Genomic DNA, 16327 nt, shown 5'->3' with positions numbered 1-16327 from the left:
CCGTGGCCACCCTCGGAGGCCCTCCGCGGGACGAGCCGGCCCCGGCGGACGAGCACGAGGACGGCCGGCTCGCACCCGTGGAACCGGGCGCAGGGATCCTTCCCGCCGCGACGCCGCCGCCGAGGCTGGACCCGTTCGCCCTGCCCGCGGCGACCACCGCGCGATTCCTCCTGATGATCGTGGTCGCGGTCACCAGTTCGATTCACCTGTACGTGGCGCTGTTCAGCTGGTTCGTCGACGCCACCAACAGTGTGAACGCGGCACCGTACGGCTGCGCGCTCACCACGCAGGCCACCGCGGGGAGAATCCCCGACCGTGACCTGGTGACCGCCTACATCGGATGCGTTCAGGGCGTCACGGCCCGCAACGGGTTCGTCCTGATCGGCATGGTGCTCGTGCTGGTCGCCGTCGCCGTCGCGATCTATCTCGTCCACCCGCGCCTGGTCATGCTCTCCCGCCCGCGGCCGCTCGCCCAGCTGGCGGTGGACGAGGGCATGGCCGCCGTGGTGCGTCGCGTCGAGGAGGCCGTACGGGCCGTCGCCCCGAAGGCCGAGGTGTACGTCGCCACCCTGCGCGCGACGGCGAGTGGCCGGACCTTCGGCCGCTTTCCCCGCTACCGGATCATTCTCGACCTCGGCCTCCTGCGCGAGGCCGACACCGATCCCGGCCGGCTCGACGCCGTCCTCGCCCACGAACTCGCCCACCTGCGCAACAGGGACGTCGGTCTGACCACGTTCGCCTTCGCGATCTGGTGGGCGTACGTGCTCGTCGTCGCCCTGCCCACCCTGGTGGTCACGGTCATCGAGCCGATCCGGTTCGCCAACCTGTCGTGGCGGCTGGCCATTATGCTCGCCCTCCTCTGGCTCGCCCGTACCTCGGTGCTCAGGACCAGGGAGTACTACGCCGACCTGCGGAGCGGCTCCACCCCGGAGAGCGAGAGGCTGCTGCTGAGCGCGCTCCATCCCCGGCGGCCGGACGCGGGGAAACGCAGATGGGGGCTGCTCTCCTACCATCCGGGAGACGACGAGCGGGTGAGCGTCCTCGGCGGCGCGCCCCGGCTGTTCCGGATCGGCGTCGCGGAGCCGGCGGCCGCCGGCATGCTGGTGGGGCTCGGCTACTCGCCGTGCGTCTATCTCGTGACGATGATCTGGGGCGCGGATTCAACCTCGTTCAACGCCCACCGCCTGGTCGTCGGGCTGGTGTTCGGCGCGCTGGCCACCGGCGCGGTCGCGGGCACCGCGTGGCGAGCCGGACTGCTCGCGCGGGCCACCCACACCCGCCCACCGTCCACCCTGCTCGCGGCTCTGGCCCTGACGGCCGGGGTCCTGGGCGGCCAGCTCGTCGCCCCGCCGCTGACCACCAGCGGTTCGTGGGCCTCCATCCTCGGTGCGAATCCCGCCGTCGCGATCGCACTGGCCATACTGCTCGCGGTGCTCTTCCAGCTCATGCTCAGATGGGCGTTGCTCTGCGCGACCGTCTGGCTGCCACTCGCCCGGCGGGTCCGCTCGGCCGCGCTGATCGGCTCCATACAGTCAGCGCTGATCTTCGGATCGTGGCTGAGCTTCTGGTTCGGCGTCATCGAGTTGATGACGGACGGCGCGCCCACCTGGAACCTGCTCTGGGTCAGCCTGTTCAGCACGACCCTCAACCCGACCCTGCAGCTCTGCGTGTTACTGGCCTGCGCTTTCCCGCTGGCCGGTTGGGCCGCTCGTCGCGGCCTGCCGCCCCGGCCCCCGTCGGACATCTGGCGGGACGCGCCACCGAGCCGGCTGGCCGCCCCGCGCGTGCCGCTGCCCGCCGTCAACATCACCGCGCTGACGATCGTCCTGGTGTACGCCGCGGGGACGATCCCCTTCTACGGCCGGCTTTACGCGGCTCTCGGCCGCGTACCGTTCAGCGGCACCGTCACACCGGCCGTCATGATCGGCGTTTTCACGCCCGTCTTCGTCGCGGGACTGGCCGTGGCGGTGCTCGGCGCGTTCTGTTTCGGCCTCATCTCCGGTGGCCGCGGCAACACGTCGTCGGCCGTCGCGGGGGCCGGGCTTCTCATGTTGCTGGCCGTCTTCGGCATCGTGCCGCTGGCCTTCACACACCTCTCGGCGGCCGCGTGCGGAGCCGAGGGGATGTGGTCGTGCCTGGCTCTCCTACCCGGCCACCTCGGCCTGTCGCGGAGCGGACCGATATTCACGATCGGCTTCGCCGTACTGATCCTCGCGGGCACCGCCGCCGCGTGGGCGGGCAGCGCGCTGCGAAGCGGGACGCAGGCGCTGTCCACCGGGCCCACCGGGAGTCTCAGCCCCTGGGGATCGGAGCCGCAGGACGACGTCACCCGTCGTCCGGTCAGCGCGCTCCTGGCACTCGTCCCCACCACCCTGGCCGCGGCGCTCTTCGGCTACCTGGCCATCGCCGCGGTCGCCGGAGCCCAGGGGGAACGGGTCGCCGTCGATCGGGCCGCGGTGATCCGCGAGCTCAACGCGGCCCCGAAGGGTCCTCTGCTCCCGGTCCAGGCCTGCGTCGCCGCCGGTTCGGTCACCGCCGAGCTGGCGCTCTCCGACGCCTTCGGCTCCGGCATGGTCATCGGCATGGCCAGGGGCGCCGGATACGCCATGGCGACGCGGGATCCCATCGCCCAGGCCATGGGCCGTGAGGGCGCCGCCGCCCTGCTGGCCGGCGACCTCGCGCGGGCGGTCGACGCCAACAACGCGCTGAGAAACATCTGCATGGTCTCCGGTGTGGTTTCCGCCAGATAGGTTCCCGCGCATGCGGTCGCGACGGTCTCCCGGGCGGGGATCCCCGGCGTCATACGGCAGGCCGGGTGATCATCGAGGTCTCCGGCGCGGAGGAGCCAGATCAGGTGGTCATCGAGGTAGTCGGCGCGAAGGTCGCGCCTCGGCCGCTCCGGGCCGGCCCGCACCCGGGAACTGTCGGAGGCGTCTGAAAGATTGCGGGCATGAGCTACTTCGTCTACCGCACCCACTACGAAGGTCCGCTCAGCAAGCGGGTCCGTCACCTGCCCGACGCCACCGTGCTCGACTGGTTCCGCCGGGGGTGGGCGGCCGTGGTGGGCGACGGGCGGTGGGACGCGACCGCCTGGATCCAGACGGAGCTGGGCGGAGACGTCTACGGCCTGCACACGCTCTTCGAGCGGGCCCGCGAACACGGTCTGCCCGCCCCGAACAGCTGGCAGGAGCTACGAGACCTCCTCCGCGAACACCTCTACTTCGAGGGCGACCTACGGGTTGACGAGCACAGCGTCCGGGTCCACACCGATGACGACGAGGTGGAGCTGCCCTACTTCTTCTTCGACGACACTCTCGTGGCCGCCCGCCCGGACGCCGTCGCCTACCTGCTGCACGACGACTGGCCGCTCCCGGACGCTCCCGAAGCCCCGCCTCCGGACGGCGAGGGGATGACCCACGCGGTCCTGCTGACCTTCTACGACAGCGACAGCATCTGCTGGCAACCTCCGTTCGTCTTCCCCGGGGTCCGGCTGCCGGACCTGGCGGCGCACCTGCGCGCCACGACGCCGGGCCTGAAGGAATGGCCGGGCGAGCTGCTCGTGCTCCGCGCCCTGGTGGCTCCGGAGGACGACGACCTCGGTCCGGCGCTCGGCCGATGCAACCACTGGCCCTCCTACGAGGCGTCGACGCCCGAAATCGCCGGTGGGCATCACGCCGCTCACGAGTTCGCCATGCGCGTCCTGCGGAACGGCGAGCCGGACAACGGGCGCGACCCGGGCAGGACACTCCTGAGGAGCGGCACGCATCTGGCGCAGATGTCGATCCACATGCACGGCTTCTTCGGCCACCAGCAGTGGTTCCTGTTCGACGACGTGTGGGCTGGCCAGAACGAGGATCTCGCCGGGTCCCTGCTGCGCTACGCCACCGACTGGGATCCTTTTGACCCCGGGTCCCGCTGACGTTCGATTCCAGCCGGCCGTGCGGGACGCCGTCTCGTGAAGGCATCGGCGATCAACAGGCACGGCACCGTGACCGGGTGCTTCAGCCCGGGAAAGGGCGCGGCTACTTGAGGAGGAGCGTCCTTTTTCGGCGGGGCCGGGTAGGTCATGATGAGAAACTCCTGCCGGGCGTCGCCGTCCTCCGTCAGGGCATCGGCGATTGCCGGGCCGCGCAGGCGAAGGCGATCTCCCACCCCGAGGGCACCGGTTGTTCGACGGGGAGGCCATGCGTGTCCCAGGGCTCACATGTCTCTGACGAGGCCGAGGTGACCTGCCCCGACGCACTGTCCGTTCGCATCACGGTGAGGAGCAGCACGCCGAGGGCCAGCGCGGCAACCGTACGAGAAGTCCTGCTCCTGTACGGCGGGCCGCCACGGCGCACCCGCACCGCGAGGATCACCAAGACCGCGACGAGCAGGTTGTAGAGCTGCCAGGCAGCCATGCGCAGATCGAGATACTCGTTCCAGGGGGCCTGGCAGTCCTGGCCGTTGACGCCGTCCAGCCCGACCATCCCGAACATGATCGTCCCGTACAGCGTCAACGGGATCACGGACAGCCAGCCGGCGGCGAGGCCCTGCCACACCTGTCCTTTGCGGGCCAGCAGCGTCCACGCGCCGAACCCGATCGCGATGGCCGGCGGCGCGGACAGCAGGAACAGCGGCGAGATGTGCATGACGGCAACGGCGTACAGCTGGAATCCCGGGCATGCGTCGACGAGATAGGGGGTCATGCCGTACTCGACGGTCTCCGACGCGAACAGGAAAAACCCGTAGGGGGCGCAGACCAGGACAAGAGCCGCCGTCCACAGCGTCAGGGACGTCCGCCATCGAACGGGGAGGGGCGCGGGACGTCGCCGTGCGCCCATGGCGTCGGGCCGTCTCCGGCGGATCCCCCGGCTCAACAGGATGAGAAGCACGGCGGATCCGGCGAAGGCGGCACTGAACCACAGGGGGGATATGCCTTCCCTGCCCTCGCCCGCCCAACTGATCGACGAGGGCATGAGGCGGATGCTGCCCTCCAGATAGCCCATGTAGAAATCGGGCTGACTGCCCGCCGTAATGCCGGCCGAGCCGTCCAGGAGGCGGGCCGCCGTCCTCGAGATCGGGGCGACGGAGAGGATGCCGATCATGGCCACGAGCAGGAGGATCGCGGCGCTCGCAAGGATGGCCCATCGTCTCCGGCGCAGGGCGACCGCGAGCAGGACGAGGGCGACCATCCCGCCCGCTCCGACGACAAGGCTGAAAATCGTCCAGAGTGTCAGTAGTCCGTCTGCCACGAAAGCGAGGAAGAAGGCGCTGCTCGTCGAATCGCCGTCGATCCAGAGCGGCTGGCCATGGGCGAGGTTGACGGCTGAGGGCAGCACGGGCAGCGCGACCGCCGCCGACCAGAGAGCCGCGAGGCGCTTGGACAAGTAGGGTTCCGATCAGAGACGGATTGAAGATCGCCATCCCTATCGGAATGCCTCGTCCGTGTCCACAGGAATGCCTCGTTTGCATCCAATCGCGTAGGCCTGCTCCGTGTCCGATCTCGCGTTCGGCTCCTCGCCGATCGCCTGCTGAGCCGCTGAACCGTAGGGCCGCTGAGCCGTCGATTCGCTGAGCCGGCTCGCCGGGGCGCCGGGTCATCCGCGCCGTGGATCGCCATCCCGTCAGACCGTAGGTTTTTCGGGCTTGACGGGATGGCGATCCATCGATCTCCCCGCTCTCGTCGCGAGGGTCACCCGTCCTTCAGGACCACGTCGCCGACCGTACGGACGGCATAGGCTGATCATTGTGACGATTACCAATGATGACGGCATGACCACGCGCGCCACCGTTGAGGAGTTGCTCCGCCGGATCGCGGCGGGTGACGCGGAGAAGGTGGCGGAGCTGTACGCGGAGAAGGTCGACTGGAAGCTGGACTGGCCCGAGGACGAGCATGGTGGGGCGATCCCGTGGATCCGTCACCGGTCCGTCCGTGCCGATGTGGCCGATCACTTCCGGGAGATCGCGGCCGGCCACGTTCCCGAACTGAGCTCGGCGGAGATCACGGGGATCCTGGTCGACGGGGCGGACGCGGTGGTGATGGGAACGATCGGGAACACGGCGAGGTCCACGGGCAAGAGCTACCGCGCGCATTTTGCACTGCACATCACCGTGGAGAACGGCCTGGTCACCCGGTACCACGTCTACGAGGACAGTCTCTCGGTCGCCCAGGCGTTCGCGGACTAGACAGACGCCTATGACGGTGGGTCTTGAACGCCTCATCCGGATTCACCAGCGTGTCATCCAGGTCGAAGAGCGCGAGCGATCGCACAACGATCACCCCGTGGAGACGTCTGGTCAGCCGGCGGGGAGCAGGTGGCGCAGGGCTCGGGCGGCGGGAGTGCCCGGGTCCGCAGTGATGAAGACCACCTGCTGATCATCGTTGGGGATCGCGAGCACGTCGCAGTTCAGGCGCAGCCTGCCCACCTGGGGGTGGGTGATGGACTTGACGCGGTGGCCGGGATCGTGCACTGGGTTGGTGTCCCAGATGTGGACGAACTCCTCGCTGCCGGCACGTAGTTCTGCCAGCAGGCGGGCGAGTGTCTTGTCGCGGGGATAACGGTCGACGGCACGGCGCAGCCGGGAGACGACGATGTGGGCGAATTCCTCGGAGCTCGAACTCTCGTAAGGGCGGCCGAGGAACCGCTGGCGGGCCAGGTTCGGCTTCGCGCCGAGGTCGCCCAGCAGGGCGTACGCGAGCGGGTTTCCGGCGATGACGCCGTAGGTGGCGTCGGTCACGATGGCGGCGGTGTCGGGGATGCGGCGTAGCAGGTCCGCCACGTGGGGGCGGACCTGGCGAACCGGACCCGCGGGTGGCGTCGGGCTCGTGCCGGCCAGCTGGAACAGGTGGGTTCGCTCAGCCGGGGTGAGCCGGAGCGCACCGGTGAGGGCGTCCAGGATTCGTGGTGAGGGGCGCGGGCCCCGAGCCTGTTCGAGGCGGGCGTAGTAGTCGACGGACATGTGGGCCAGATCGGCGACCTCCTCCCGGCGCAGACCTGGGGTTCGACGGCGCGTATCCGCGTGCAGGCCGACGTCGGCGGGACGCAGCTTCTCCCGCCGGTCGCGCAGGAAACCGGCCAGATCCTGCCTTGCCACAGGTGCCTCCTTCCGGCTGCCAGGGATCGGTTGTCCCTGGATAGGGCGATGGCGCTACGAAATCGTAGATGTCATGAACCATTTCACAGCACTGGTCACGGGTGCCAACAAGGGCATCGGCAAGGAGATCGCCCGGCAGCTCGCCGCCGCCGGCCTGACCGTCTACGTCGGCTCGCGCGACGCCGACCGAGGAGAGCGGGCCGTCAAGGAGATCGGCGGCAACGCCCGGCTGCTGATCCTCGACGTCACCGACGACAGGAGCGTGGCCAAGGCCGCCCAGCAGATCGAGAACCTGGACATCCTGGTCAACAATGCCGGCGTCATGGTCGACGGCCGGCCTGCGACCGAGGCTGACGTCGACAGCTTCCGCCGTACTTATGAGACGAACCTCTTCGGCGTCCTCACGGTCACCAACGCCTTCCTACCGGCGCTGCGCCGCTCCGCACGACCCCGCATCGTGAACGTCTCCAGCGGGACCGGATCGCTGACCTGGAGTTCGGACCCGGAGCATTCGTTCGCCGTCTCAGCCGGCAGCGCCGCGGCGTACCGCTCGTCCAAGTCCGCCCTGAACGCGCTGACGCTCTTCTACGCCCAGACGCTCGCAGCCGAAGGGTTCACAGTGAATGCCCTGGCCCCCGGTCTCCGGGCGACCGACCTCAACATGCGAGCCGCCGCCGCCGGAGAGGATCCCGTCGAAGGCGCGGCCGGCGCCGTCAGGCTGGCCCTGTTGCCCGACGACGGCCCCACCGGCCAGTTCTTCTCCTGGGACGGAACCACCCTGCCGTGGTAAGTACGGCCAGGGCAGGGGCTGTGAAGCCGGTTCCGGTACGAATCCGGTGGTGACCGCAGGTTCAGAGCGCCGCAGCCAGCTGCGGGTAGAGCGCGGTGAGATCACCGGAGAGTGCGGCCCTGACGTTCACGGTGGTCTCGTCGGCGAGAACCTCGTACCGCCCGGCTTCGACGCCGTCGAGGGCGGCGTGGGCGACCGTCGCGGGGTTGGACTTGGGCCCGTCGATGTGCGCGGCCATGTCGGTGTCCATGTATCCGACGTACAGGCCCGTGACCAGGGTCTTCTGCTCGGCGAGCTGCACGCGCAGGGCGTTGGTGAGGGACCAGGCCGCCGACTTGGCCGAGGTGTAGGCCACGGCGCCGGGGAACGCGAGCCAGGACAGCACCGACAGGACGTTGAGCACGGCTCCGCCGCCGTTGCGGGCAAGGGCGGGAGCGAAGGCCCGGCTCATGGCGAGCGTACCGAAGAAGTGGGTCTCCATCTCAAGCCGGAAGTCGTCGACGTCGCCGTCGGGAAGACCGGCACCGGTGGAGCTTCCGGCGTTGTTGATCAGCAGGGTGACGTCCTGAGCCAGATCGGCCGCCGCGCGTACGGACGCGGGATCGGTGACGTCGAGCGCGACGCGCACCACCCCCGGTGTGGTGATCGTGTCGGGGTTGCGCGCGGCCGCGTAGACCTTGGACACGCCGCGATCGAGCAATGCCTGGACGAACTGCTCGCCGAGCCCGCGATTGCCGCCGCTGACGAGGGCCACAGCACCGTTGATCTGCATGATTTTCCTTATGGGTAGGCGGTGGCGAGGACGACACCGCGGCGCGGTTCCCGTTCTGCGGTGTTGTACGGACAACCCCGTCGCCTGTGAGTTGCCATTTCCAACCTAGCACCCTGAGTTGGAAATTCCAATTTCGCAGAGACTGGGCTCATGCCAACGAAGACGGACGATCTGTCCGAGCCGCGGTGCTCCATCGCCCGGAGCCTGCGGGTGCTCGGCGAACGGTGGACGAAGCCGGTCCTCCGGGCGTCCGGTGCGCGTCGCATTCGTCGATGACACCGGTGCGCCCGTGCCCCAGGAGGACGTCGAGTTCGTCTACCCCAACGCCGTCGCCCCCGCCCGGTCGGCCTCCTGAGACGGGTGATCGTGCCTTCCCCGCGACGGATCCGCCGCCTCCCGGACGCGGACCGGTGAGATCCTCGCCGAAGGATCGGGCCCGGCGAAAACACGGCTAGCGTAGGCGGGATGTATGTGAAGATCTGCGGGCTGCGCGAGCCCGAGCATGTCGCCGCCGCCGTCGAGGCGGGTGCCGACGCGATCGGCTTTGTCCTCACCAGGAGCTCCCGGCGGATCACCCCCGCGCGTGCGCGCGAACTGGCCTCGGGGGTGCCCTCGCACGTGCTGACCGTGGCGGTGTTCGCGGGCGAGGCTCCCGAGGAGGTCCGGGCGGCTGCGCTGGAGGCCGGGGTGCGTGCCGTCCAGCTGCACGGTGACCACCCGCATGGAGACTTCACCGCGTTGAAGGACCTCGACGTCGCGCTGATCCGCGCCGGCGCCGCGAGCACCGACCTGCGCTGCGGCGCCTTCGACGAGGACCTGCTCATCGTCGACGCGCCCAGGCCGGGCTCGGGGGAGCCGTGGGACTGGGCGGCGGTGCGCGGGCGTCCGGAGGGTCGCTGGATGCTGGCGGGAGGCCTGGACCCGTCGAACGTGGCCGTGGCGATCGCCGCCGCCGAGCCCTGGGGGGTGGACGTGTCAAGCGGTGTGGAGATCGCGCCCGGCGTGAAGGACGCGGGTCTCATCAGGGATTTTGTCACCGCTGCTCGATCGGCCTCGGGTGGGGTGCGGTCGTCGCACAGGTGAACGGTCTCGCCGCGAGGCGCCGCCATCCGCGCCGCGGCCGACGGTGCCACGCCGGCTTGTGCTCCGTGCATCATCACGATGCGTCTTCGGGCTCGCCGTTTTCACGGGTCCCGGTGCATCGGCGCGTTCGCTGTCGTGCTGCCCGACGGCTTGGATGTCAGGCGTTACGCAGGATCACGCGGCGGGCACGCGGGGTCTCAACGTATTGGCCCCTGTCGGCGAACGCCTTGCGGAAGTCCTTCCTGGATTCGGTGAGGTGTCCCCAGTCCTCCGTGTGCAGCCCCACGACCGTGTCGCTCGCCAGAATCTCCGCGGCGAGTGCCGCGTCCGCCGAGGACAGGGTGAGGTCGCCCTCGGCGACGGGGAGGCGGGCGGCGCCGGCGAAGAGGAGCGCGATGTCGATCTTCCCGAAGCGCTCGGCGATGGATTCGACGTACAGGAGCGAGGCGTTGTCCCCGCTGACGTAGACGCTGGGCGCCTCCGCCGTCTGCAGGACGAATCCGATGACGGGACCGCGGCCTTCCGACCCGGGAGGGCCGTGCAGTGCAGGAACGGCCGTGACCGTGACCTGGCCGACCCGCACAGAGGCCCACGGCTCGAGACCCACGACTGTGCCGCCGAGGTCCTCGGCTGCCTTGGTGGTGCTGATCGTGAGGGGCAGGTCGCGTAGGAGGGCGGTGCCGAGGATGTCGAGATTGTCGCCGTGATGGTGGTGTGAGACCAGGGCCAGGTCGACCACGCCGAGTTCGTTCGGGGTGAGGGCGGGGCCGTGGGTCTTCGTATGGGTGACGCCGTTGCGGGGTTCGTAGGTCTGCGGCGCGTCGAAGGTGGGATCCGTGAGGAAACGGACTCCGCCGTACTCGAGGAGGGCCGTGGGGCCGCCGATGTAGGTGAGGGCGATGTCTGTCATGACGTCAGGTCCTTCTTCTCGTTCGGTTCGCCGCCGGTCTGACGGGGTGGTGGCGTGGAATGCGTGGCTGCCCGCTCGGGGTGGGTCACAGGACGCGGTCGAGGAAGTCGCGCATCAGGGCCGCGATCTCGTCGCCGTGGGTCTCGAGTGCGAAGTGGCCTCCGTCGAGGAGGTGCAGTTCGGCGTCCGGAAGGTCACGCAGGTAGGCGCGGGCGCCGTCGGCGCCGAAGATCTTGTCGTGCTCGCCCCAGGTGATCAGGGTCGGCGGCCGGTGCGTGCGGAAGTACTCCTGGAACCCGGGGTAGAGGTCGAGGTTGAACTGGTAGTCCCAGATGTGTGATCTCCGTCAGACGATCGAACGAATAGGCGAACTTCTCGACGGACGGTGCGTCGGAGAAACCGAACCCGATGTGGTCGGGGGCGATCAGGTGGTACGCGTCCTTCAGTTCCTCGATGAGGCGCCGGAACATGTGCGACGACGTCGGGAAGCCGTGCAGCAGTACCAGCGTCGGGAGCGATGGGTCGCCGGCCTCCCGATAGAAGACGGTGTGACCGTCGACCACCGCGGTGCGGTTGTGGGTGGGGACCGCGGTGGTGCCGCTGGTCGGCGTAGAGGTGTTGGCGGACATGACTCGGCCTTCTTTCTTACCCTTAAAACCAGATTGAACGGTAAGAATCTATGCAGGGGTTCTCTAACCTGTCAAACGCACCAAGGTGGTAAGATCGGTCGTATGCTGGAAAGACCGCACAGAGGAGAGCCTCTGCCGCTGGAACTGGTGAACACCCGGTGGGTGAGCCGCGGGATGCCCGTCGACTTCTTCGAGGACGACCTCTGTATCGGGCAGTGGCTGACGGAGAACGGCTTCATCGACCCGGTGCCGGACGCCAAGGCGCCGCTGCTGGAGGCCCGGGACGCCCTGAGGGACGCCCTCGAACGGCCGGGCGACGCCACGGAGGCGCGGCTGAACGCCGTACTCGCGCACGGCTCGGTGCGGACGGAGATCCACGGCGGCAGGCCGGAGCATGCGGTCGACGCCGACGCGGGATGGCTGCCCGCGTGGACGGCGGTGAGCCGGTACGCGGAACTCCTCCAGGCGCAACCGGATCGGGTGCGGCGGTGTGCGCACCCCGAGTGCGTCCTCTACTTCCACGACACGTCCCGCAACGGGACACGCCGTTGGCACTCCATGGAGACCTGTGGCGCGCGCTCCAAGGCGCAGCGTCACTACCGCCGCGTCCAGTCCGGCCAGGTCACCTCCTGAGACCGACGGTCGAGGGCGTCACCGCGGGAACCTCCACTCGCCGCAGGCGAGCGGGGACGAGTGAATCCGCCGAACTCCTTCTCGATCTTCGACCGGGGGCACGGCCGGCCTGTTCAGCCGGCGGCGGCCGGGGTACGGCGCCGCGTGCCTGCCCACAGGAGGAGCGCGAGACAGCTGATCGCGGCACCCAGCGCGCACACGGCACCCCAGCCGGCCGCCGCGTAGAGAGCGGTCGAGGCTATGGCTCCGAAGGCGCTGCCGAGCGAGTAGAAGACCATGTAGCCGCCGATCAGCCGGCTGCCCGCGTCCGGGCGAAGTGCGTAGATCAGGTTCTGGTTGGTGACGTGGACCGCCTGCACGGCGAGGTCGAGGACGATCACACCGACCGCCAGCGCCCACAGTGACTGCCGGGCGAAGGCCAGGGGCAGCCACGAGGCGGCGAGCAGGGTCAGGCCGATGCCGGTGGTCCTCTGGGAGAGTCCGCGATCGTTGAGGCGGCCGGCCGCGGTCGCGGCCAGGGCGCCCGCGGCTCCCGCCAGTCCGAACGCGCCGATCGCCGTGTGGGACAGAGACAGCGGAGGCGCGCTCAGCGGCAGGGCGATGCAGCTCCACAGGGTGCTGAAGGCGGCGAAGATGAGCAGGGCGAGCAGGGCGCGGAGCCGCAGGAGGCGCTCCTGCGCGAACAGCGTGAGCGTGGAGCGCAGGAGCTGTCCGTAGCGCATGGACGGTGCGGCGGTGGTGCGGGGCGGCAGGGCGTGGTGCAGCGCCAGGGCGAGCGCGCAGGTGAGGGCCGCCGAGGCGAGGTAGACGGAGCGCCAGCCGGCGAGGTCGGCCAGGAGGCCGGATACGGTGCGGGCGAGCAGGATTCCGGTGACCACGCCGCTGGTCACGAGGCCGACGACACGTCCGCGTTGCGCCGGTGGGGCGAGCGACGCGGCGAAGGCCACCAACGTCTGGGTCACCACCGCGAGGAGCCCCACGGCGGCCATGCCCGCAAGCAGGAGCGCCGCGATGGCGGCGGTGCCGACCACCGTCAGCGCCGCCGCCAGCAGGAGCAGCTGCATCACGATGAGGCGTCTGCGGTCGAGCAGGTCGCCCAGCGGCACGATGAAGAAGAGCCCCAGCCCGTAACCAAGCTGGGTGAGGGTGACGACGGCACCGAGCGTCGCCGGGCTGATCGCGAAGTCGCGGCCCAGCGTCACCAGGAGGGGCTGCGCGAAGTAGACGTTGGCCACCGCGGTCCCGCAGGCGACGGCGAAGAGCAGGGTGATGCCTCGGGGTAACGCGAGGCCGGCAGCCCCCTCGTCCGTGCTCGCGGTCCTCGGTGCTGTGGTCCCGTTGTTGCCGGCCACTCGGCGTCCCCCAGAGATTGGTTTCATCTTGCTACCAGATGGACGGTAACCGTTCTGGTAGCATGTTGCAACCAAAGTAAATGGGAGGGCGCCATGGTGAGGCGGACGCGTTTCAACGACAGTGACTGTCCCGTCGCGCGATCAGTCGACGCGATCGGCGACTGGTGGTCCCTGTTGATCGTGCGTGACGCGTTTGACGGCAGTCGTCGCTTCGGAGAGTTCCAGCGCAGCCTCGGCGTCGCCAAGAACATCCTCACCACGCGTCTGCGCGTCTTGGTCGCCGGCGGCATCCTCGACGTCGTCCCGGCCTCCGACGGCAGTTCCTACCACGAGTACGTTCTGACACCGAAGGGCAAAGACCTCTTCCCCGTCATCGTGGCGCTGCGGCAGTGGGGCGAGGGGCACTTCTTCGAGCCCGACGAACCGCATTCGGAGATGATCGACCGCCGGCGTGGGCAGCCTCTGCGCATGCTGGAGATCCGCTCCGCGGACGGTCGGCTGCTCGACCCCGATGACACCGCCGTCAACAAGGTGACGCGCTAGATCCCCGGTCCACCTGCACAAGGGATGGGTGGACCGGGGAGTGCCGGCTGTCAGGCGCAGGTGTATCCGGATGGAAGTGAGGTGTTGCCGTTCGGGCGGCTCACCTGGAAGCCGACGCCGGCGGTGGCGGCGCCGGGGGCGAGAGAGCCGTTGTGGGTGGCGTTCCTGATGGTCACGGTCTGCCCGCTGACGGTGGCCGTGCCGTTCCACGAGCCGGTCATCGTGTGCCCGGCCGGCAGCGTGAAGGTGACCGTCCAGCCGGTGATCGCCGAGGTGCCGGTGTTGGTGATGGTCAGCGGCTGGATGACGTACCCGGTGCTCCACTGGGTCTGCACGGTCGGAACGGCCGTGCAGGTTCCGGTGGACGTGCCGGGCTGGGTGGTGACCTCCGCGGTGTTGGAGACCGGCGAGACGTTGCCCGCCGCGTCTCGTGCCCTGACCTGGTAGCGGTAGACGGTGCTCGGGGTCAGGCCCGTGTCGCCGAACGAGGTCGTGGCCGAGGTGGCGACCTGGGTGAACGTGCCACCGCTCGCGCCGGGCGCGCGCAGGACGTCGTAGCCGGCGACGCCGGTGTCGTCGGTGGAGGCCGTCCAGCTCAGGGTGGTGCCCGTGGACGTGGTGGCCGAGGCCGCCAAGCCGGCCGGGGCCGTCGGAGGCGAGGTGTCACCACCACCGCCGGTGGTCGTGGTGAACGTGACCGGCTGCGAGTTGCCGGACAGGTTGCCCGCGGTGTCCCGTGCCTGCACGTACACCTGGTACTGGGTGTTCGCGGTCAGCCCGGTGAGGATGATCGAGTTGGTGGTGGGCTGGCCGAGTTGCGGGTCGGTGGTGCCCTGCTCGCGGTAGACGTTGTAGCCGGCCAGGCCGGAACCACCCTGGTCGGTGGACGCGGCCCAGGTCAGCGTGGCGCCGGTGGCGGTCACGGTGGACGCGGCCGGGGTGCCCGGCGTGCTCGGCGGGATGGTGTCGCTGGAACTGCCGAGGGTGGGAGTCTGCCAGTCTCTCCACTGCGCCAGATTGCCCTGCGCCTTGGCGGCGATCCGGATCGAACCGGCGGCGCTACCGGTCTTCACCAGAAACTTCTGGATGTTCTGCTGCAGCGGGGTGCGCCACTCGGCGCGGTTGGCGCAGTGGTTACCGTCTTGGATATCGGACCAGTAGGTGATGTTGCCCGCGGCGCCGAGGGCCTTGTAGACCTCCGCGCCGCCCAGGGCCGCGACGCCGGCCGAGCGGGGGCCGAGGTTGGCGATGTGCGGGTTGTCCATGATGAACAGGCCGCGGGGGGCGAACATGGCCACGATTTCGTGGGTGTCGATCGGCAGCCGGTTGGGGTTGCCGGTGAAGGTGGAGAACGCGTCGCCCAGCCAGGGTTGTTCGCCATAGGCGCTGCTGAGGCTTTGCGCGCCTTCGCCGGGGATGCCGCGGAAGATGGGGGCGCCGGCGCTGCCGGACTCGATCGGCATGGTCAGCGCGATGCGCTGGTCGAAGGCGCCGATGACGAAGGCGCCCTTGCCGAAGCGGGAGCAGCCGGTGACGCCGGTGGCGTCGGCGCGCAGGATGGTGCCGTTGGATTGTTCGATGACGTCGATGATCCGGCTGACCCCCCAGGACCAGGCCATGAGCAGTCCGGTGCTGGAGGTGGCGCCGTAGATGCTGTAGAAGGCGCCCTGTTTGTTGTTACGCGGGGTGCCCTCGCGTCCGACCGCGTAGGGGTCGTAGTTGATGACGGCGGCGCCGGCGGCTCGGATGGCGGCCGTGTCGGCGCCGAATCCGCCCAGCACCACCACGGCGGGGAAGGGGCCGGTGCCGCTGGGCAGCTGCACGCCGGCGGAGAAGCTGGAGCTTCTGCCGTTGTGGTTGACGTTCACGGTGATGTTGGTGTTGGAGACCGTCCCGGTGACGGTGGCCGGCTTGGGGGGCTTTTCGCCGTAGACGAACTTCTCGGCCAGCTTCTTGATCTCCTCGCGGCGGCAGCGCCATTCGGAGGTGGTGGAGATGCGGGTGCCGTTGAGCTTTTTGAAGGGGTCGGGGAGCATGGCGTTGGTGGGCAGGGATCCCGCGTCGGGCAGGGCGGGCACCACGCAGTCGGCGCCCTCGTCCTCGATGCCGGGTGCGGCAAGCGCGGAGGCCTGGGCGGTGACCACCGTTGCCGCACCGGTTGCGGGAAGCGTGGCGGCCTCGGCGGCTACGACCGTTGCCGCTCCAGTGACAGAGAGCACCGTTGCCACCGCCAGCGCGACGACCGTCGAACGGATCTTAGAGCGGCCCAAGCTGATGATCACTAGGGCTCTCCCTTCGGGTGGGGTGTTGGCGATCAGTCTGGGAATCCGTTCGAAACATGTCAACGCATATATCAAAATATTTCAGAGTTGAGTTTTTCTCTGTATCTCTGAACTGGATATACATCTTCGCTGATATCGAAACTTTCGGAAACTAGCTGAAAACGGGGCCGTTTCGCCTCGCCCACGCTCGATCAGGCGCTTCGGGCGGCACCCCGCTCCGGACCTCTGGTGCTCTGCCCGGTTCGGTTCATGACCT

At 69.2% G+C, this 16327-nt stretch carries 15 protein-coding genes; 7 read left to right on the top strand and 8 right to left on the bottom strand.

What is annotated here, in order from left to right; genetic code table 11:
* Positions 1 to 2: 2 nt before the first annotated feature.
* Entirely contained in the window at positions 3 to 2750 is a 2748-nt protein-coding gene (locus CHC08_RS31825) for a M48 family metalloprotease (protein ID WP_089211075.1), read from the top strand.
* A 200-nt stretch (positions 2751 to 2950) separates the two neighbouring features.
* Positions 2951 to 3919 (top strand): hypothetical protein, encoded by a 969-nt coding sequence (locus CHC08_RS31820; protein WP_089211074.1) that lies wholly within the window; start codon positions 2951 to 2953, stop codon positions 3917 to 3919.
* 184 nt (positions 3920 to 4103) lie between these two features.
* Here the strand turns inward: CHC08_RS31820 and CHC08_RS31815 are convergent, their stop codons facing one another.
* Positions 4104 to 5369 carry a hypothetical protein gene (locus tag CHC08_RS31815; protein ID WP_089211073.1) on the bottom strand — a complete coding sequence of 422 codons (1266 nt, stop codon included), beginning with the start codon at positions 5367 to 5369 and terminating at the stop codon, positions 4104 to 4106.
* Between the two features lie 385 nt (positions 5370 to 5754).
* Between CHC08_RS31815 and CHC08_RS31810 the strand changes: the two genes are divergently transcribed.
* A complete protein-coding gene (locus tag CHC08_RS31810) occupies positions 5755 to 6168 on the top strand; it encodes a nuclear transport factor 2 family protein (protein WP_089211072.1) in 414 nt (137 codons plus the stop codon).
* 111 nt (positions 6169 to 6279) lie between these two features.
* On the opposite strand, the gene CHC08_RS31805 is transcribed toward CHC08_RS31810, so the two are convergent.
* Positions 6280 to 7077, bottom strand: coding sequence for a helix-turn-helix transcriptional regulator (locus CHC08_RS31805; protein ID WP_089211071.1), 798 nt, complete (start codon positions 7075 to 7077; stop codon positions 6280 to 6282).
* Positions 7078 to 7150: 73 nt separating this feature from the next.
* Here CHC08_RS31805 and CHC08_RS31800 point away from each other — a divergent pair, with 73 nt between their 5' ends.
* Positions 7151 to 7867: an SDR family oxidoreductase gene (locus CHC08_RS31800; protein ID WP_089211070.1), complete on the top strand. Its 717-nt coding sequence runs from the start codon at positions 7151 to 7153 to the stop codon at positions 7865 to 7867.
* A 61-nt stretch (positions 7868 to 7928) separates the two neighbouring features.
* Here CHC08_RS31800 and CHC08_RS31795 read toward each other — a convergent pair whose 3' ends face one another.
* The gene (locus CHC08_RS31795; protein WP_089211069.1) at positions 7929 to 8639 is read right to left on the bottom strand and encodes an SDR family oxidoreductase; all 711 of its coding nucleotides are present in this window, start codon (positions 8637 to 8639) and stop codon (positions 7929 to 7931) included.
* A gap of 465 nt (positions 8640 to 9104) precedes the next feature.
* Here CHC08_RS31795 and CHC08_RS31790 point away from each other — a divergent pair, with 465 nt between their 5' ends.
* Positions 9105 to 9722: a phosphoribosylanthranilate isomerase gene (locus tag CHC08_RS31790; protein WP_089211068.1), complete on the top strand. Its 618-nt coding sequence runs from the start codon at positions 9105 to 9107 to the stop codon at positions 9720 to 9722.
* Positions 9723 to 9879: 157 nt separating this feature from the next.
* Here CHC08_RS31790 and CHC08_RS31785 read toward each other — a convergent pair whose 3' ends face one another.
* From CHC08_RS31785 to CHC08_RS31780, 3 genes are all read right to left on the bottom strand, one after another.
* Positions 9880 to 10632: an MBL fold metallo-hydrolase gene (locus CHC08_RS31785; protein WP_089211067.1), complete on the bottom strand. Its 753-nt coding sequence runs from the start codon at positions 10630 to 10632 to the stop codon at positions 9880 to 9882.
* A gap of 85 nt (positions 10633 to 10717) precedes the next feature.
* Complete coding sequence (locus tag CHC08_RS52810) at positions 10718 to 10888, bottom strand: alpha/beta fold hydrolase (RefSeq protein WP_338055708.1); 171 nt, start codon at positions 10886 to 10888, stop codon at positions 10718 to 10720.
* The gene (locus CHC08_RS31780; RefSeq protein WP_338055707.1) at positions 10827 to 11261 is read right to left on the bottom strand and encodes an alpha/beta fold hydrolase; all 435 of its coding nucleotides are present in this window, start codon (positions 11259 to 11261) and stop codon (positions 10827 to 10829) included. The genes CHC08_RS52810 and CHC08_RS31780 overlap by 62 nt, the downstream gene beginning before the upstream one ends.
* Before the next feature lie 102 nt (positions 11262 to 11363).
* On the opposite strand from CHC08_RS31780, the gene CHC08_RS31775 reads away from it, so the two are divergent.
* Positions 11364 to 11894: a CGNR zinc finger domain-containing protein gene (locus tag CHC08_RS31775; RefSeq protein ID WP_179282321.1), complete on the top strand. Its 531-nt coding sequence runs from the start codon at positions 11364 to 11366 to the stop codon at positions 11892 to 11894.
* Between the two features lie 113 nt (positions 11895 to 12007).
* Here CHC08_RS31775 and CHC08_RS31770 read toward each other — a convergent pair whose 3' ends face one another.
* Positions 12008 to 13246: an MFS transporter gene (locus CHC08_RS31770; protein WP_245878684.1), complete on the bottom strand. Its 1239-nt coding sequence runs from the start codon at positions 13244 to 13246 to the stop codon at positions 12008 to 12010.
* 93 nt (positions 13247 to 13339) lie between these two features.
* Between CHC08_RS31770 and CHC08_RS31765 the strand changes: the two genes are divergently transcribed.
* Positions 13340 to 13789 carry a winged helix-turn-helix transcriptional regulator gene (locus CHC08_RS31765; protein WP_089211065.1) on the top strand — a complete coding sequence of 150 codons (450 nt, stop codon included), beginning with the start codon at positions 13340 to 13342 and terminating at the stop codon, positions 13787 to 13789.
* A gap of 50 nt (positions 13790 to 13839) precedes the next feature.
* Here CHC08_RS31765 and CHC08_RS51805 read toward each other — a convergent pair whose 3' ends face one another.
* Positions 13840 to 16071 carry a fibronectin type III domain-containing protein gene (locus CHC08_RS51805; protein WP_089211064.1) on the bottom strand — a complete coding sequence of 744 codons (2232 nt, stop codon included), beginning with the start codon at positions 16069 to 16071 and terminating at the stop codon, positions 13840 to 13842.
* Positions 16072 to 16327 lie beyond the last annotated feature (256 nt).

Source organism: Streptosporangium subroseum, assembly GCF_900188345.1.
GTDB lineage: Bacteria > Actinomycetota > Actinomycetes > Streptosporangiales > Streptosporangiaceae > Streptosporangium > Streptosporangium subroseum.
This window is presented reverse-complemented; position numbering and strand designations above follow the sequence as displayed.